Here is a 16958-nt window from a genome sequence, read left to right as displayed (position 1 = left end):
GCTTACTTAACGGGCGTGCGATAGCTCATGCGCCGCACCGAGCCGGTTTTCGAGCGCATCAGGATCGTCTCGGTGGTCAGCCAGCCCGGCTCGCGCTTGATACCGTGCACGATATTGCCGGTGGTCACGCCGGTCGCTGAGAAGATCACATCCGCCGTGACCAGCTCATCGCGGGTATAGATGCGGTCCAGATCGGTGATCCCGGCCTTGGCGGCACGGCCCCGCTCATCATCATTGCGGAACATAAGGCGGCCGTACATTTGCCCGCCCATGCATTTGAGCGCCGCAGCGGCCAGAACCCCCTCAGGCGCGCCGCCCGAACCCATATACATGTCGATGCCGGTGATCGCGGCTTCGGCGCAGTGCATGACACCGGCGACGTCGCCATCGGTGATCAGGCGGATCGACGCCCCGGTCGAGCGGACCTCGGCGATCAGATCCTCATGACGCGGGCGCTCAAGGATGCACACGGTAATGTCGCCCGCCTCGCAGCCCTTGGCTTTGGCCAGCGCGTGCACGCGTTCGGCGGGCGTCATGGCCAGCGTCACGGTGTCCACGGCATAGCCCGGCCCGATAGCCAGCTTGTCCATATAGACGTCCGGCGCGTGCAGCAGGGTGCCGCGCGGGGCCATGGCGATCACGGTCAGGGCGTTGGGCATGTCCTTGGCGGTCAGCGTGGTGCCTTCCAGCGGGTCCAGCGCGATGTCGACGGCGGGGCCGTTGCCGGTGCCGACCTCTTCGCCGATGAACAGCATCGGCGCTTCGTCGCGCTCGCCCTCACCGATGACCACGACGCCCTTGATGTCCAGCATGTTCAGCTGGTTGCGCATGGCGTTCACAGCGGCCTGGTCGGCGGCTTTCTCGTCGCCACGGCCGATCCACGCGGCCGATTCAAGCGCCGCCGCTTCGGAAACGCGGGCAAGACCCAGCGACAGCAGGCGGTCGTGAAACAGGGGAGAGTCGGACATGGTGATTCCTTGAATAGGGGCAGGGCCGCGGACGGGCCGGATTCGAAATAGGGTTGCGCGTCTTGCATACCCCTTGGCGTCGGAGCGAACAACTTTGGTGCCGCTAACGGGCTGAGTCTGAGGGTATTTTCCCGAAATGCCCGGTACGGATCAGCATTTGCAGCAGCAAGCCGATCATCAGGCCGTTCAGCGTATGCCACGCGAAATGCGTGCCCAGCGGGAAGCTTGTGCAGATGTCACGGTCCAGCGTGCGCAGGCTGAGCGAGATCAGGAAGGTGATGAACGCGGCCAGAATCCACGGCGCCCCCGGATGCTTGCGCCAGAAGGCGATGCCGGTGAAAACCGCCAGCGCCAGCACTGCGGGCGCGTATTGGCCCGAGCCGTTGAGCGGGTCGGGGGCCGCTGTCGCCACATCCGCGCCCTCGCCGCCAGCCAGCCAGATCGCGCCCACCGCCGCGACCACGATGATCACCGCCACCCGCAGCACGCGCTTGACCGGCATCCCGCCGATGAAATGCATTGCGGCCAGTACGAACGCCGCGACAAAGCTCCAGATCGGCAGGGTATCGGCCAGTTCGGACCAGCGGGTTGCGAAGGTGTGGAACAGGAAACTGCCCACGCCAATCACCCCGGCCATCACGATCAGCACCCAGACCATGGGTGAGCGTACTCCGCGCTTGCGCGCCTCAGCCGCGCCCCACAGTGCCGCCAGCACGAAGGCGGCGTTGGTCAGCGCGTTGACTGGCTCGGCCCAGAAGGCCGCCGAAACCCGCTCGCAATAGATGTCTACGGGGTCGGTCCAGGCCATGGGTTAAACTTCCTCGATCCGCATCGCGACCGGCTCGCCGACCACCACCCCGGTGGCCGCAAAGCGGTCCAGTGCGTGGCTGATATCATCCGAGGTTGCCTTATGTGTGACAATCAGCACCGGCGCATCGGTGCCGTCATGCGAATACTGCCGCATCCGGTCGATGGAAATGCCGCTTTCGCCCAGAAGCGTGGCGATCTTCGCCAGTGCACCGGGTTTGTCCAGCAGCGTCATGCGCAGATACCACGGCGCGCCGGTGCTCACCACGGCGGGCGGCGCGTCAACCAAATCGGCGGCGGGCTGGCCGAACACCGGCAGACGGAAACCGCGCGCGATGTCGATCACGTCGCCCATCACCGCGCTGGCCGTCGGGCCTTCGCCCGCGCCCGCGCCGCGCAGCACGATCTGGCCGACCATGTCGCCCTCGATCACCACCATGTTGGTGCCGCCCTGCAGCTGGCCCAGCGGGTGCGTTTCGGGGACCAGACAGGGGGTCATGCGCTGTTCCAGCCCGCGCCCGGTCATCTGCGCCACGCCCAGAAGCTTGATCGAATAGCCCATATCGCGCGCCAGCCGGATATCATCGGTCGAGATCGAGCCGATGCCCTGCAGCACCACCGCGTCGAAATCGACCTCGGTGCCGAAGGCAATCGCGCTGAGAAGGCTCAGCTTGTGGCCCGCGTCGATGCCGCCCACGTCCAGATTGGGATCGGCCTCCAGATAGCCCAGCTTGCGGGCTTCCTCGAACACCGTGTCATAGGGCAGCCCGGCGCTTTCCATCCGCGTCAGGATATAGTTGCAGGTGCCGTTCATCACGCCCATGACGCGCTTGATCTGGTTGCCCGCCAAACCCTCGGTCAGTGCCTTGATCACCGGGATACCGCCTGCGACCGCTGCCTCGAAGCGCAGTACGCGGCCATTGGCCTCGGCCAGCCGGGCCAGCGCGGTGCCGTGATGCGCCAGCAGCGCCTTGTTGGCAGTGACCACATCCTTGCCGTTCTTGAGCGCGGTTTCGACCAGCGCCTTGGCCGCGCCATTCTCGCCGCCCATCAGCTCGAGCACCACATCGACGTCATCGCGGCGACCCAGCGCGACGGGATCATCCTCCCACGCGTAGGCGGAAATATCGGCGCTGCGCTTTTTCGAGCGCGAATTGGCGCTGACCGCGACGATCTCGATCGGGCGTCCCCCGCGCCGGGCAATCAGCGCGGCATGGGTCTGGACGATCTTGACCACACCGATGCCGACGGTGCCAAGACCGGCAATCGCCAAACGCAACGGGCCGGGATGTGAGGGGGTGGTCATAAGAAACTCCGCAAGATCAGGCCACGGGCCGTGCCGCGTGGCGTTGTCGCAGGATTAGCGGAGGCGCGTCTTGGGTGCAATGCGCGGATGCGCGCGATCAGGTTTGCTGTGCTTCCAGCACCTGCGCGCGGCGCAGCAATTCGGCCCGTTCGGCGGCATCGCGGTCGTTGTGACGCAACCGTGCCGCCCGTGCCCGCAGTTGCGCGGCACGGTAGCCCAGCTCATCCGCGGCCTGTGTCCCCCGCGCCGTATCCGCCGCGTTCATCGTCCGGTCAGCGATTTCGTCCCGCGTCAGCAGGGCGGGCGCATCCGCCGCCACCTCGGCACAGCCGGCAAGCGCAAGCAACAAAAGGGGCAGGGCGGGCAAACGGGGCATAGGGCGACCTTTGACTGGACAGGGCGAGAGTAGCAAGCGTGCTTCCCGCTGTGAAGCGGCAAAGGCCAGAGAGGGGTTGAACTGAACGAGCGTTCAGTGACAATAGCGCATGGCTCGCAAACCCGGTTCCCGCGCCGAGATCACCGGCCCGCGTCTGCGCGACGCGGCGCTGCGGCTGTTTGCCCGCGACGGCTATGCCGCCGTTTCGATGCGCCAGATCGCCGCCGAGGTCGGCGTGCAGGCCGGGGCGATCTATCTCTACACCGCCGACAAGCAGACCCTGTTGTTCGAGCTGATGCAGGATCACATGGATGCGCTGCTGAGCGCATGGGCCGACAGCACGCCGCCCTTGGGCGATGCCCGCGCCCGGCTCCAGCATTTCGCGCGCTTCCACATTCGTTTCCACGCCGCCCGCGCCGACGCCGTGTTCATCGCCTATATGGAGCTGCGCAACCTCACGCCCGAGAATTTCGCTACCGTCGAGGCCTTGCGCAAGCGCTATGAGACCGAGCTGGAAACCATCCTGCGCGCCGGTCAGGACGAGGGCACGCTGGCGGTGCCCGATACCAAACTGGCCGCGATGGCCCTGATCGCCATGCTGACCGGCGTGAACACGTGGTTTCGCGACGGCGGGCGGCTCAGCCGCGACCGGGTCGAGCAGATCTATGTCGACATGGTGCTCAAGGCCGCAGGCGCGCGCGCCTGAGACATGCAGCCCGCCCCGGTGGGGGACGGGCTGGCGTTGACGGATTTAGCGTGTGTATCGGCTGATGCTCAGATCCGACGTGCAGCGGCTCGACCCATAGGTGCCCAGCCAGATCTCGTACTGGCCGGATGTCGCACCGGCGATCTGCAACCGTGAGTTATAGTCCCGACCATAGGTGGTGTTGGATACGTCGTCGTTGAACCACCACTGCCCGTTGGGGTCGCGCACGTATAGCGTCGTGTCACAGGTGCCGCCGTTGTTGTAGTCATCGGTGCGGATCAGCAGGCCCGAACTGCTGTTGACCACCCCTTGCGCATCATAGTTGAGAACAAGGTGCGGCGACGCCTGAACCCGCCCGCGCCCGCCGCTGGCGGCGCACCGGCTGGCATCGGTCGGACCGCCTGCCTCACGGGGCATGGTGATCCCGGTGGTCAGGTCCGAACGGGTCATCGTCAGCCACGGTGCGGAAATCCGATACTCGGGGCAGCCCGAATAGCGCGCAAAGCGGGTGTGCGGATCGCGGGTTTCCAGATTGCTTGGGTTGGCAGTGAACGGTGGCGGCGTCCCGGTCCCTGAGGAGGCAATGGTCAGGTTGTCGATGCCGAAGCTCTCGTTTGCCAACGACTCCTGCACCGAGGCCGAAAAGCCCAGCGTGAAGTTTTGCGGGGCGTTCTGAAGCGTGACGACCACGCGCCAGGCCGAATCATGATCTGCCGACCCGGTGAAATTGGTGCCCGACGAGGTGCGGGTCATCGTGACGCCATAGGTCACACCGGCGATGTACCCGGCGCTGGTGCGCGCGTTGTTGAAGGGGGCGCTTAGCGCGGTGTTGAACAGGTCCAGCGAGATCGGCTGGCCGTTGTACATCAGCGTGAAGTTGTCGCCATAGCTGGGGGCCCAGCTGGCGTTATAAGCGTCCCAGGTGTCGATGATGAACAGATCAAAAGCGATGCTGGCATTCGTGTTGGCCGAAGGCAGCGCCACGCTCAGCGTCACCGGGTTGTTATAGGTTGAGGCCCCGAACGGCCCCAGATACCGGCCCGTCGGCCCGCCAGCGGTTACGGTGTTCGACGAGAAGCCCGTGGTCACTGAGTTTTCGAACGCGTAAGTCGCCCCGGCCGGCGGCTCGGTGACCGGTTCGTCGGGATCGTTCGGATCAGGCAGCGAGGTATTGCCCGAGCCGGTCCACGCAACTTCGTAACTGGCCTCGGGATAGATCGTCTCGACGCCCTCAAAATTGATCCAGGGCGCGAAGCGCGGGCGCACGACGACCACCGGCGCAAAGCGCAGATTGCCGACGCCGACGCTGGCGAAAGGCTCCCACAGTGCGAAGGTTTCGACCAGCAGCAGCGCCTCGCCCGGCAGAACCGGGGGAATGCGGCTGGCCAGATCGCTGACAGGCATCTGCGCGGCAGCGCCGGTGAACGAGAACGAGGTATCGTCGCCGAACTCGGCCAGCAAGGTCGCGGTATCATCGTTCTGCAGCAGCTCGAAAGTGTTCTCGGGCAGCGGTGCCATGTTGCGCGTGGCATAGGACCATTGCAGGCGGTTCCGCTCGGTCGTGCTGTCCCAGATCACCGACGACACACGGATGCGCGTGGGATACTCGCTGTCGGCCAGAAAGTCGAAAACGTTGTTCAGGCCTTCGATATAATTGCCGGTAAAGAGGTCGGTTTCACGCGACATGATATCGGCCACGGTCTGCGCGGCCATCTGGGCGTTGTAGCGGGCCTTGTAGCCTTCAAAGAACACCACCGTTGCGACCAGCCCCCACAAGAGCAGGGGCAGGGTGATCACAAACTCGACCGCGACCGATCCGCGCTCGTCTTTCAGACGGGTCAGGCGGTGGCGGGCGAAGAGGAGCGTAAAGAGATGTCTCATGATTGTCCTCACGCGGGTTCGTTGGCAAAGGCGGCGTTCGACACCAGATAAAAGCCGCCCGACTCGTCGACGGGCATGCCCAGAACGATGCCGGTCAGGTCGATGAACGGATCGGCGACGACGCAGACGCGGATCAGCATCAGGACCTGCGATCCGCTTGACGGCACAAAGGACAGCACCGGGCTGATGTCCTGCGCGCGGTTCACGCATTGGGCGGGCTGATCCAGCCCGGCCCATGTCGTGGTATTCACCGGGCGCAGTTCGATGGCGATGTTGCTTTCACAATCGGCCAGCAAGAAGGTGTTTTCGCAGACCTGCGCGCGAAACCCGGCGTAGCTGGTGGCCGACACATTGCCCAGCCGCACCTGCCGCACGGCGATATCAACCGCGCGATCCAGAAACACCTGCCGGATCATCACCACGCCATAGTCGATGGCCGAGAACAGGAACGCCAGCGCCAGCGGCACCATGATCACGAACTCGATCGTCGCAGTACCGCTTTGCGAGCGCGCGAAGCGGCGCCACAGGGATCGGGGACCGGTCACAGCGTCAACCTCAGCGCTTGCGTCTGCACGCTGTTGGCGATGCCCTGAAACACGTCGACGATGCCGTCAGCGGTGGTGTTGAAGTAATGGCTGGCAGACGAGGCACAGCTTTGCATCAGCGCGGCACCGGCGGGCGGGGCCTGATAGGCGATCGAATAGATCAGGATGCCCTGATCCTTGAGCGCGTCGCAGGTCGCCGTTGAATTGGTGTCCTGAATCCCGTCGGAATACCGCTCGCCGCAGCAATTCTCGCCATCCGTCAGCAGGATCAGCGCGCGCACCACGTTCGGCTCGTTCCAGTCATAAGGCCGACCCTCGAACACAGGGTCGATGTCGCCATTGGCGATCAGCGCGCTGATTGCCGGACGCAGGGAGGGGTCGAAGAACAGCGCCCCATAGCGGATCCCCAGATCGATCGAGGTCGTGCCCGACGCGCGCAGTTCGGTGATATACGTCTCGGCGGTGGCCGCGTTGCTCAGATAGGGACGCACCGTGCGCCAGCTTGCCGTGTTGCAATTGCGGCGTTGCGAGGATTGGGTCAGGCCGTTGACCACCGAATTCCACAACGTCCAGTCATTGCACGCACCGCTGCCCTGCAAGTTGGTGAACTGATTGAGAAACCCTGCGGGCGGCAGCACCCATGTGTCATAGGGCACCATGGTGATCGCCACATCGCCGGGTTCGATATCATCGGTCAGCAGCGAATTGACCAGCTGGGTTGCCGCCGTTTGCATCATGCCGATCTTCTGCTGTCCGTTCATCGAGCCCGACACATCCAGCACCATGACGATTTCCAGCTTCAGCCCGGCCCCCAGTGTTTCATGGGCCCGCGCCGGGGTTGCCACGGCAAAGTCATTGACCCCCACCAGGCGCATGAACAGCGACGGAACCGTTGCCGCAGGCGCGACCGTGACCGTGCGCCCGCCGTCTTCGTCGTCGACCACGCTGAAATTGTCGCCCAACTGCTCATCAAGCCCCTCAGCGGCGAAATAGGCGTGCAGGATCTGCTCGGGCGTCGCGCCCGAGGCATTGTCGCGCAGCATTGTCGCGGCCAGCACCGCGCGGTCGGCAACGCCCTGCATGCGCAATCGCTCGTTCTCGTGGCGCATCAGGTCGACCGCCAGCCCGCCAAACAGGATCATCGCGACAAAGATGAACACGCTGAGCACCGCCATCGAGCCAGACTCGCCGCGACGAAACCCTGCCAGTTGCGCCGCCAAACGGCGTGCGCGTACCGGGTGTCTTGCCATGAGTGCATTACGCATAAAGGTCACCTGTCACCTGAGAAACGCGAAGGCGCGCTTCGTCTTCCGGTCTTTCTAGGGTGACGCGGTGGCTGAAATGCGGCGCTCTCTTGCCGAAATGTGGCAAGAAAGCGGCATGGCCCACGGCATACCCCGGAAAGCGGGAAAAGGATTGTTTCCGAATCGGGTTAACGCCCGATGAACCCGACCTGCCTGTGAAGTTGGGCAAAACTGCGGCTGCAACCGCGCCGTGCCGGTCAGGGCTTAACCAAAGTCCCGCGCAAGGGCGCAGAACTGCTCAAGCCCGATCTCTTCGGCCCGCGCCGTCGGGGCGATTCCCAACCGGGTCAGACGGGCCTCGATCTGCGGGTCCAGCCCCTTGAGCGCCGAGCGCAGCATCTTGCGGCGCTGGTTGAAGCCCGCCGCCACCACCCGTTCCAGCGTCTTCGCCGGGGCCGGAAAGCGCGGCTCGGGCAGGGCGGTCAGATGGACCACGGCGCTGTCGATTTTCGGCGGCGGCGTGAAGGCACTCGGCGGCAGCGTCAGCACAATCCGCGCCTCGCAGCGCCATTGCGCCAGCAGCGCCAGCCGCCCGTAAGCCTTGGAGCCGGGCTTGGCCACGATCCGCTCGGCGACCTCCTTCTGGAACATCAGCGTCAGCGAGGACCAGACCGGCGGCCATTGCGCGGGCGTCAGCCAGCGCACCAGCAACTCGGTGCCGACATTATAGGGCAGGTTGGCGCAGATCTTGATCGGCAGCGTCAGATGCGCCAGCGGGTCGATCTGCAGCGCGTCGCCCTCGATCACTTCCAGCCGTCCGGGATAGGCCGCCGCGATCTCGGCCAGCGCGGGCAGACAGCGCGGGTCTTTCTCGATCGCCAGCACCCGGCGCGCGCCCTCGGCCAACAAACCACGGGTCAGGCCACCGGGGCCAGGGCCGACCTCCAGAATATCCGAGCCCTTCAGATCCCCCGCCGCCCGCGCAATCCGCGCGGTCAGGTTCAGATCCAGCAAGAAATTCTGCCCCAAGGCCTTTTTCGCCTGCAAATCATGCTGGGCAATCACGTCACGCAGGGGGGGAAGTCCGTCAATCTGGCTCATGCTGTCTCAATCCGCCAAAACCGCGCGCAAGGCAAGGGCGCTGGACCCGTCGCGCGCCTGAGCTACCGTCGGCTTTGCGCGAAACGGAGACCCCCATGCCCCACGTCATCGTCTACGATTGCGAGTTTCTCACTGCCCCCGGCGCCCCGCAGCGCTTCTGGAACGGGCCCGTCGACCCCGACCCGATCATCGCGCAGATAGGCGCGGTCAAGCTGTCGCTGGACGGAAAGATCCTCGATACCCTGCGCCTTCATGTGCACCCCGTGGGCCGCGACGGCACCCGGCAAACGCCGGACCCGCTGTTCATCCGCCTGACCGGCATTACCGAAGAAATCCTCGATGCCGACGGCATCGCTTTGGCAGACGCGCTGAGCCGCCTCGTTACCTTTTCCGAGGGCGCGACGCTTTGGTCCTGGGGCAAGGACGAGCTGAACATGATCGCCGTCAGCTGCTGGATCGCCGGGATCACGCCGCCCATGACGCCCGCGCGCTTTGCCAATGCCTGTGATCTGCTGCTCAAGGCCGGGATGCCGCTTGAGGATGTCCACAAGACCCGTAGCAACACCCTCGCCGCGTATTATGCGGTCGATCATCCGCCCCTGCGCGGTCATGACGGGCTGGATGATGCGCTGTGCGTGGCCTACACGCTGCAACATCTGCTGCGCACCGGCACCCTCTCTGCAGCTGATTTCGAGCGCCCGTAGGGTGGGGTTCAACCCCACCTTACCCCGCACCCAACCCTAACCCCGCGCTTGCGCCATCTCCCAGGCCATCACCATCGCCGCCCGCATCGAGGTCGGATCGGCCAGCCCTTGCCCGGCTATATCATAGGCGGTTCCGTGATCCGGCGAGGTACGCACGAACGGCAGCCCCAGCGTCACATTCACCCCACCCGAGAAATCAATCGTCTTGATCGGGATCAGCGCCTGATCGTGATACATGCACACCGCCGCGTCATAGCGCGCCCGTGCCGCAGCGTGGAACATCGTGTCAGCGGGCAGCGGGCCTTGCAGATCAAACCCTTCGGCGCGCATCTCGGCCAGCAGCGGCGCGATCATCGACAGCTCCTCGCGTCCCATCGCCCCGCCTTCACCCGCATGCGGGTTCAGCCCGGCCACGGCGATGCGCGGCGCGGTCAGGCCGAAATCGCGGATCAGCGCCGCGCGGGTGATTGCGATGGTTCGGCGCAACAGGTCGGCGGTCAGCGCCTGCGGGACATCGGTCAGCGCGATATGGATCGTCGCCGGCACCACCCGCAGCTCGGGGCAGGCGAGCATCATCACGACGTCCGCACCGCCGGCGAGATGCGCCAGAAACTCGGTGTGACCGGGAAACGCAAAGCCTGCGCCGTCTTTCAGTGCCTTCTTGTTGATCGGTGCGGTGACCACTGCCGAACAGGCCCCGTCCTGCAACAAGGCCACCGCCCGTTCGATCGCAGCGATGGTTCCGGCGGCATTGGCGGGGTCGGGGTGACCGGGGTTGGCCGGGGCTGCAAAGGCCAGCGGCAACACGGCCAGCGCACCGGGGTCCACCGGTTGTGAGGGATGCCCGACCGCTTGCCAGCGTGTGCCCTCGGGCAGATGCCGGGGATCGCCGATCCAGACCATCGGCGCGGGCGCGCCCTGCGCTGCAATCCGGGCAGCCAGTTCAGGCCCGACACCCGAGGGATCGCCACAGGTGACGGCCAGCGGTGCGGTCAGCGAGGCGTCAGGCATCACGGATACCGGATGTCGGCCTCGGCGCGCAGGCGCTGCAGGTAGATCGCTGCCTGACCTTCAAGCGCCTGATTCAACAGCCCGGCGCGGACAGCACTGCGGGCCGGGGCGGCATCAGAGGCCACGCGGCGCGCGCAGAGCATCATCACCGCCAGCTGGCCGTTCTCGACCATGCTGGCGCTGAGCTCGCCAGCGTTCAACCGCTCCAGCTCGCCGCGCACGCCCGAGGACAGGGCGCTCTGACGCTCGGTCAGGGTCTGAACAGCGGCAACCGGCAGGTCGGGGAAGGTGCGCAAAACGACGCCGTCGAAATCGACGCAGCTGTCCACGTTGTCGCGGATGCGGGCCACGGCGGCGCGATTGGCGTCGCTCAGGCCGCCGGGGATATCGGCGCGGCGGTAGTCAAGCTCGATCGCCTCGGACGGGACCGCGCGCGAATCGCGGCGCGCGCGCAGCTGGAAGAACGCATAGGCGCCCGGCATGTCCAGCGGGCCGAACACGGTGCCCACTGCGGCCGTGGCCATGGCCGGTCCGACGGGGTCGGGGACGGCCTGCACATTGATCCAGCGGTCCACGCGCCCGCCCGACGGGCCGGACGGCGCGGCCGACACCTGACGCGCGGCATTGGCAAACTCGGCCTCGGTCGTGATCCGTTCGATCTGCGGGATGATGCGCTGCACGGCCTCGGCGAATTGCGGATCCGAGGGCAGGAAAATCTCAGAGATCAACACCTCGGTCGACGGCTGGATGCCCTCAACCGACAGCGCCTGATCGATCTGCGCGTTGGTGATCGACACCTGCGTGCCATAGAGCTGCTGGATCAGCTCGCGCCACAACACGCCCGAGCGGATGAAGGTCTCGAAGGTCTCGCGGTCGATACCGGCCTGACCCATGCGGCTGACCATTTCTTCAGTGGTCAGTTCGGCGCGGGCGGCGAATTCGCTCATCCCGGCTGCCATGATGTCGGGCGTCACCCGGCCACCGAGCCGCGAGGCTTCCTGCAGCTGCAACCGGTCTTCGATTAGCCTTTCGATGGCCAGCTGGCGCATGTTGGCGTTGGTGACGCCGATGAACTCGAGAAACCGCATCTTCTGCGTGATGTCGTAATTGGTGACCGCGTCGTCATTGACGTAAAGCGCAGCGGCAAAGGGCGACTGTGCACGCGCGGCAGGCGCGGCCAGCGCGACCGCCGCGGCCATGACCAGGCCCAGCAGCACACGCGGTGCGGATTTGAAAAAGGTGGGGCGGAAAAGCATAGCTTGCATTGCAGCAATCCGTTCTGTTCGTCGTGCCGTTCGCCCCGGCCTAGCCGGTCGCGCACGGGATGAAAAGGGTCCGCTCAGGCGCGGCAGGTGCGCCCGCTGCTGTTGGGCGCGCGTCCGCCGATTCCCAACAGCTCGACCCGCATGTTGAACCGGGTCGAGGCCGAGGGATTCGTCGCCGTCACAAAGTGCCGCGCCAGCGTCAGATTGACCGCCAGACACTCGTTGCTATAGGCCAGTCCGGTCCGTGCCGCCGCGAAGATGCTTTGCGCCACGTCATAGTCCCAGCCCACCGTTGTTCGCCAGCCGTTGTTCAACTCGTGCTTCACGTCCAGTGACCATTCGCTCAGCGTGACCGTGCGCGCCTCGAAGCTGCTGGCGGGCAGGTACAGATAGCTCGTTGATACCTCGGTCCGGTCCCCGGCCCAGGCGAAATTGGTCTCGGCCCGGGTCACATTGGCGTCATCGTCCAGCAGCATCCGCAGGGTCAGCGCATAGCCGTCCGAATGGCTCAGGCGTCCGGCCAGCAACCAGTCCGACCGCGCACCGCCCAGGGGCTGCACATGCGCCGGATCAAAGCCCGCCAGCGTATCGCGGCGCCAGATGCGGCCGACCAGCGCTTCGGTCGACCAGCTGCTCGCATCCTGCCGGGCCCACCGCAAACCGGCGTTGATCCGCGCGCCGTCATCCGGCGCACCTTCGGCGGACGAGCGGGTCAGGGCGAACAGATTGCCCGCGTCCAGCTCGGGCATGGTGTTGTCGTCATTGGGCAGCGTCACGCCGTTGCGGCGGCTGTCGATGACCTGCATCACCGGCTCGATCACATGGCGTGCGCCGCTGTCGGTGGTGGTGGCCCAGGGCCAGCGCAGCTCGACCATCGCCTGCGCCGCCTGCCGGTTCAGCGGGTCGGGATAGGCGCTGTCGTCATCGACGCGGACATGATCGAACCGGCCGGCCAGCGCGCCCGTGGCGACGATGCCGCCCGGCAATATCTCGCTGCGCCGCCAGCTCAGGCGCACATTCGCCCGCGCCACGTCACGCCCCTGAATCCCGTCAAGCGAGGAATGGCGCACAAAGGCCGTCGCCCCCATGCCCAGCGTCAGCTCGCCCCCGGCAAGGCTGTGGTGATGCTCGGCATCGACCTGCGTGGCGGCGTTGGGCAGCGTGTCGTTGTCATCCGCCAGACGCATCGAATAAAACCCAAGAAAGCGCGCCCGGACCGCCTGATCGCGGCGGATACGCTCCAGCGTTATATGACCGTGCAGGCGCGCTTCGCTGGTGATGTCATAGGTCTCGAGATAGCTGCGCTCGGACGCTGCCAGCACATCGGCCGAGAGCACCCAGTCATTAGCCAGATGAAACAGCGCGCGCACATAGCCATAGCCGCGCGTTTGCCCCGGCAGCAGCTGATCGCGCGAGATCTGACCGCCAATCTCGATCCCGCCGTTCTGCCGCGCCATCCGATAGCGAAAGCCCAGCGACACCATGCCCCGCGACGACGCCCGGGGCGTCAGCGTCAGGTCGCTGGTGTCCCCAAAGGGGATGAAATAGGGAATGCCCGCCTGCAGACCCAGATCGCTGTCCAGACTGACCTCAGGCCGCAGCATGCCGCGCAGCCGGGTCGTCCCCGGCGCGGGCAGGTTCAGGCGCGGCGCGTACAGGATCGGCACCCCGGCAAAGCGGAACTGCGCGCGCTGAAACTGGATCCGCCCGGTGTTGTTGTCGTGAATCACCCGGTCGGCGCGGATTTCCCACAGCGGTGTCGGGTCCGAGGCACAGACCGGACAGCTCGACGCAACCACGGCCTCCATCTGGCTGACACCGTTGACGCCGGCTTCGATCCGCGCGGCGGCAATCTGCATCTGTTGATCCAGCACCACCCGGGCCGAGGTCACCAGTCCGGCGCGCAAATTGGGGCTGAGCTGTGCGGCATCGGCCATCACGACCTGATCAGGGCCGTCGCTGATGGTGATCGGTCCCTGAATATCCAGCGAGTCGCTGACCCGGTCAAACATCACCCGCTCGGCGGTGACGCGCACCGATCCTTGCCAGATCTCCACCGAGCCCGAGGCCACCAACCGGCCCGATCCGTCAACAAAGACCTGATCGGCCATCACCGTTGCTGCCGTTTGCGCAACGGCCGGGGCAGGGGCAAGCAGCGGCGCGGCCAGACCGGCCACCAACACGCAGGCATGAACCTTCACCAGAGTCGCGATCGCGATCCTGCCCAAGGCGCCGGTCTTGTGCGTGGTGCGTGGCACTGTCTATCCGTCCTCCAGATGCAGCAATACCCCAAGCGCCAGCAGCATGGAAGCTATCGGTGGTGTCCATACGGCCAGCGACAACGGGATCTGCCCATTCTCACCCAGAACTTGCGCGAAATTGCGCAAAAAGAACAGGGCAAAACCGGCCAGAACCGTCAGCAAAACGCGGGTGCCCACACCGCCGGCGCGCGTGTGTTTGAAACACAACACTGCCCCCACCATCAACATCGCCGCCATCAGCAGCGGCAGCGCCAGTTCGGCCTGAAACTGCGCCCGGTGCGGTCGAGACGACAGGCCCGCCCGGTCCAGCGCACGGATGAAATCGGGCAGATCCCAGACCGACAGCGTGCCAGCCCGGTTAAAGCTCTCGCGGATGCGTTCGCCAGTCAGGTCGCTGGGCACGTCCAGCGAGATCAGGCTTCGCGCATCGCGCTCGGGGTTGTCGGCGGCCAGATCCCAGATCTTCGCATCGGTCAGCAGCCAGCGCCCCGGCTCCAGCCGGGCGCTGCGCGCCTCGATGCGTTGCAGGGGCAGACCGGTATCGCGCTCGAACAGCTGAAACGACACATCGCCAAACCCCAGACCGTCAGGGTCCACTGATTGCGCGCGGATCACCGTTTGCCCCAGCGCATCGCCCTGCCGCAGCCACAGCGCGGATCCCTCAAGCGAGATCTGCGCCTGTTGGTCGGGGCTGTGCATCGCCTGCAGGCGCTGCTGATACGCGCGCGAGGCACCCGCCACAAGCGGGTTGAGCAGCGCCACCAGCACCGCGCCGAACAGGATTGTTGCCAGAAACGGCTCGCGCAGCATGCGCATCGCACTGCGCCCGGCCGAGCGGATCACCACCAGTTCGGACGAGCGCGCCAGCCCCAGCGTCATCGCCATCGACGACAGGATCGTGAGCAGCGGCAGGATCTGGTAGAAGGTCGCCGGGACGCGAAGCAGCGAAAGCCAGACGATCTCGCTCATCGAGGTGCTGCCGCCACCAAAGCGCCGCACCATCTCGACGATCTCGAACAGCAACAGCATGCCAAAGAACACCGAGCCGATCAGCGCAAAGCTCGCCGCAAGGCGGCGCACCAGATACAGGCCCAGCGTCATGTCCTGACCCGCCGCTTGCGCGTCGCCCAGGCGATCAGCCCCAGCGACACCGCCACCGCCAGCCCCAGCGGCACGATGCCCAGCCATGCCAGCGCGGTCGAGCGCATCGCCGGTCCGGCAAGCGCGTTCGTCAGCGTCTGCACCAGCGCCATCAGCACCACCGCGACGACCACCTCGCGCCAGAACCCCAGCCGGCTGAACCCGCCCGCGATCAGCGAAGAAAAGCCGATCAGCGCGGCGGCCACGGCGGCAAAGCCGTCGACAAAGCGCGACACCAGCTCGAACCGGAATTGCGCGACGCTGGCGCGGGTTTCCTCCAGCAGCGCGGGCGTGGCGGCGAGCAGTTCCGACGATCCCAGCTCCTGCACCGAGCGTCCCCGACCAGCCGGGCCGGTCATCGTGCTGAGATCATAGGTGAAATCGCCAAATCCCGTCACCGACAACCGCCCGGTGGTCCGGTCAAAGATCTGCGCCTGTCCGTCGATCATCACCAGCTTCGGCCCGGTTGCCTCGGGCACGATCAGCGCCGTGCGCGCGGTGTAGTCGATCCGCTGCAACTGGCTGCGCGCGTCCGACAGATAGATGCCGCGCATCGTGCCCTCGGCTGTAATTTCGGTAATGAAGAACGTCACCCCGTTCGCCGGATGCTGAAAAACCCCGTCCTGCAACAACGAGGCCGTCAGGTTCTGCGCCACCTCCATCTGGCGGCGCGACAACTCGGCACGCGCCTCGGGGATCAGGAAGTGCATCAGCACGATCAGGAAGGCCGTGACGATCAGCCCAAAGGCCACCACCGGCCGCGCCAGTCGGAACGGCGAGATCCCGGCGGCCTGCAGCACGGTGATTTCACTGCTTCTGAGCAGGCTGAGCGTCACATAGGTCGCCGCGACAAAGGCCGAAATCGGCAGCACCGTGCGGATCAGCATCGGCAGGCTCAGCGCGGTGAACTCCAGAAATACAGACATCGGCTGACCATTGCTGATCAACTGGTCAAACAGGCGAACCGCCCGGTTCACCCAATAGACCGACACCAGCACAAGCGAGAAAAAACCGAATACCCACAAGAGCTGCGCCAGAATGTAACGATCCAGCCGCGCCACGCGACACCCTTCACCAAAGTCCCCAAGTGCGGGCAATCTAATCGGTTTATCAGCGCTGTGAAACCGTCAATCGGTGGCGCGCGGGGCCGGCGGCGGCGGTTGCCGCGGTGGCCTGATAACGGGGCTGCGCGACCGGGGCGGGTTGCCCAGTGTGTGGATCAGGAGCATCGGGGCTGCCTTGTTCTGAGCGGACACGGGTGAGACAGGAATGCCAGCCGCGCTGGCAACAGCGCAGCGGGCCGAAGGTCGGTTTCGGCCAGACCGAACTGTTCATTGCGCGTTTCGATAAAGCGGACACAGCGGCGCAGACCGGTGACCGAAATGCAGACCGCCCAGCCAGTGCCGCCGACGGGCAGGTACACGCTGACAGCCGGAATCTTGTGTTGCCTCACGACGGCCACCAGGACCGGGATTAATACCCGCAATGTCCCAAGCCCTTTGGCGTGCGCCATTTTTCTGCCGTGACCCAAGCTTTGAAACGTGCCCCGACCCGCATCAATACAGGCGCGGCGTTGGTCATCCTCACCGCCGATCACTGGCCCCCCAACAACACCCGTCGCGCTTCAGGCGGCGACCTGACCC

General features: G+C 65.6%; 15 protein-coding genes. 2 read left to right on the top strand and 13 right to left on the bottom strand.

Annotated features, from left to right (window positions below; genetic code table 11):
• Positions 1–2: 2 nt before the first annotated feature.
• The 4 genes from glpX to EAE28_RS14465 all read right to left on the bottom strand — a co-directional run bounded on the left by glpX (position 3) and on the right by EAE28_RS14465 (position 3457).
• Positions 3–968 carry a class II fructose-bisphosphatase gene (gene glpX / locus EAE28_RS14480; protein ID WP_127107489.1) on the bottom strand — a complete coding sequence of 322 codons (966 nt, stop codon included), beginning with the start codon at positions 966–968 and terminating at the stop codon, positions 3–5.
• A gap of 103 nt (positions 969–1071) precedes the next feature.
• Entirely contained in the window at positions 1072–1776 is a 705-nt protein-coding gene (locus EAE28_RS14475) for a ceramidase domain-containing protein (protein WP_127107487.1), read from the bottom strand.
• Positions 1777–1779: 3 nt separating this feature from the next.
• Positions 1780–3081, bottom strand: a complete 1302-nt coding sequence (locus EAE28_RS14470) for a homoserine dehydrogenase (protein ID WP_127107485.1) — start codon at positions 3079–3081, stop codon at positions 1780–1782.
• A gap of 97 nt (positions 3082–3178) precedes the next feature.
• Positions 3179–3457 carry a hypothetical protein gene (locus tag EAE28_RS14465; protein ID WP_127107483.1) on the bottom strand — a complete coding sequence of 93 codons (279 nt, stop codon included), beginning with the start codon at positions 3455–3457 and terminating at the stop codon, positions 3179–3181.
• A gap of 109 nt (positions 3458–3566) precedes the next feature.
• Here EAE28_RS14465 and EAE28_RS14460 point away from each other — a divergent pair, with 109 nt between their 5' ends.
• Positions 3567–4163: a TetR/AcrR family transcriptional regulator gene (locus EAE28_RS14460; RefSeq protein WP_127107481.1), complete on the top strand. Its 597-nt coding sequence runs from the start codon at positions 3567–3569 to the stop codon at positions 4161–4163.
• Positions 4164–4208: 45 nt separating this feature from the next.
• Here the strand turns inward: EAE28_RS14460 and EAE28_RS14455 are convergent, their stop codons facing one another.
• The 4 genes from EAE28_RS14455 to rsmA all read right to left on the bottom strand — a co-directional run bounded on the left by EAE28_RS14455 (position 4209) and on the right by rsmA (position 8934).
• Positions 4209–6044 carry a TadE/TadG family type IV pilus assembly protein gene (locus tag EAE28_RS14455; RefSeq protein ID WP_127107479.1) on the bottom strand — a complete coding sequence of 612 codons (1836 nt, stop codon included), beginning with the start codon at positions 6042–6044 and terminating at the stop codon, positions 4209–4211.
• An 8-nt stretch (positions 6045–6052) separates the two neighbouring features.
• Positions 6053–6589, bottom strand: a complete 537-nt coding sequence (locus EAE28_RS14450) for a TadE/TadG family type IV pilus assembly protein (RefSeq protein ID WP_127107477.1) — start codon at positions 6587–6589, stop codon at positions 6053–6055.
• Positions 6586–7854, bottom strand: a complete 1269-nt coding sequence (locus EAE28_RS14445) for a TadE/TadG family type IV pilus assembly protein (protein ID WP_127107475.1) — start codon at positions 7852–7854, stop codon at positions 6586–6588. Before EAE28_RS14445 ends, EAE28_RS14450 begins: the two co-directional genes overlap by 4 nt.
• A 243-nt stretch (positions 7855–8097) precedes the next feature.
• Positions 8098–8934: a 16S rRNA (adenine(1518)-N(6)/adenine(1519)-N(6))-dimethyltransferase RsmA gene (gene rsmA / locus EAE28_RS14440; RefSeq protein ID WP_127107473.1), complete on the bottom strand. Its 837-nt coding sequence runs from the start codon at positions 8932–8934 to the stop codon at positions 8098–8100.
• 95 nt (positions 8935–9029) lie between these two features.
• Here rsmA and EAE28_RS14435 point away from each other — a divergent pair, with 95 nt between their 5' ends.
• A complete protein-coding gene (locus EAE28_RS14435) occupies positions 9030–9638 on the top strand; it encodes a 3'-5' exonuclease family protein (RefSeq protein WP_127107471.1) in 609 nt (202 codons plus the stop codon).
• Between the two features lie 36 nt (positions 9639–9674).
• On the opposite strand, the gene pdxA is transcribed toward EAE28_RS14435, so the two are convergent.
• From pdxA to lptF, 5 genes are all read right to left on the bottom strand, one after another.
• On the bottom strand, positions 9675–10634 hold the full coding sequence (gene pdxA, locus EAE28_RS14430; protein WP_164736650.1) for a 4-hydroxythreonine-4-phosphate dehydrogenase PdxA: 960 nt from the start codon (positions 10632–10634) through the stop codon (positions 9675–9677).
• A 14-nt stretch (positions 10635–10648) separates the two neighbouring features.
• Positions 10649–11914, bottom strand: coding sequence for a peptidylprolyl isomerase family protein (locus EAE28_RS14425; protein WP_127107467.1), 1266 nt, complete (start codon positions 11912–11914; stop codon positions 10649–10651).
• 74 nt (positions 11915–11988) lie between these two features.
• Positions 11989–14172 carry an LPS-assembly protein LptD gene (locus EAE28_RS14420; protein WP_127107465.1) on the bottom strand — a complete coding sequence of 728 codons (2184 nt, stop codon included), beginning with the start codon at positions 14170–14172 and terminating at the stop codon, positions 11989–11991.
• 3 nt (positions 14173–14175) lie between these two features.
• Positions 14176–15363, bottom strand: coding sequence for an LPS export ABC transporter permease LptG (gene lptG / locus EAE28_RS14415; protein WP_127107463.1), 1188 nt, complete (start codon positions 15361–15363; stop codon positions 14176–14178).
• Positions 15273–16376, bottom strand: coding sequence for an LPS export ABC transporter permease LptF (lptF, locus tag EAE28_RS14410; protein WP_127107794.1), 1104 nt, complete (start codon positions 16374–16376; stop codon positions 15273–15275). Before lptF ends, lptG begins: the two co-directional genes overlap by 91 nt.
• Positions 16377–16958: the final 582 nt, after the last annotated feature.

This window comes from Pararhodobacter zhoushanensis, from assembly GCF_003990445.1.
GTDB lineage: Bacteria > Pseudomonadota > Alphaproteobacteria > Rhodobacterales > Rhodobacteraceae > Pararhodobacter > Pararhodobacter zhoushanensis.
The sequence above is the reverse complement of the archived record's forward strand: the minus strand, read 5'-3'. Positions and strand labels throughout refer to the sequence as shown.

Coding starts and splice junctions, on each gene's coding strand:
- glpX (WP_127107489.1), bottom strand. CDS start 968: ATGTCCGACTCTCCCCTGTTTCACGACCGCCTGCTGTCGCTGGGTCTT.
- EAE28_RS14475 (WP_127107487.1), bottom strand. CDS start 1,776: ATGGCCTGGACCGACCCCGTAGACATCTATTGCGAGCGGGTTTCGGCG.
- EAE28_RS14470 (WP_127107485.1), bottom strand. CDS start 3,081: ATGACCACCCCCTCACATCCCGGCCCGTTGCGTTTGGCGATTGCCGGT.
- EAE28_RS14465 (WP_127107483.1), bottom strand. CDS start 3,457: ATGCCCCGTTTGCCCGCCCTGCCCCTTTTGTTGCTTGCGCTTGCCGGC.
- EAE28_RS14460 (WP_127107481.1), top strand. CDS start 3,567: ATGGCTCGCAAACCCGGTTCCCGCGCCGAGATCACCGGCCCGCGTCTG.
- EAE28_RS14455 (WP_127107479.1), bottom strand. CDS start 6,044: ATGAGACATCTCTTTACGCTCCTCTTCGCCCGCCACCGCCTGACCCGT.
- EAE28_RS14445 (WP_127107475.1), bottom strand. CDS start 7,854: ATGCGTAATGCACTCATGGCAAGACACCCGGTACGCGCACGCCGTTTG.
- rsmA (WP_127107473.1), bottom strand. CDS start 8,934: ATGAGCCAGATTGACGGACTTCCCCCCCTGCGTGACGTGATTGCCCAG.
- EAE28_RS14435 (WP_127107471.1), top strand. CDS start 9,030: ATGCCCCACGTCATCGTCTACGATTGCGAGTTTCTCACTGCCCCCGGC.
- EAE28_RS14425 (WP_127107467.1), bottom strand. CDS start 11,914: ATGCAAGCTATGCTTTTCCGCCCCACCTTTTTCAAATCCGCACCGCGT.
- lptG (WP_127107463.1), bottom strand. CDS start 15,363: ATGGCTGGGCATCGTGCCGCTGGGGCTGGCGGTGGCGGTGTCGCTGGG.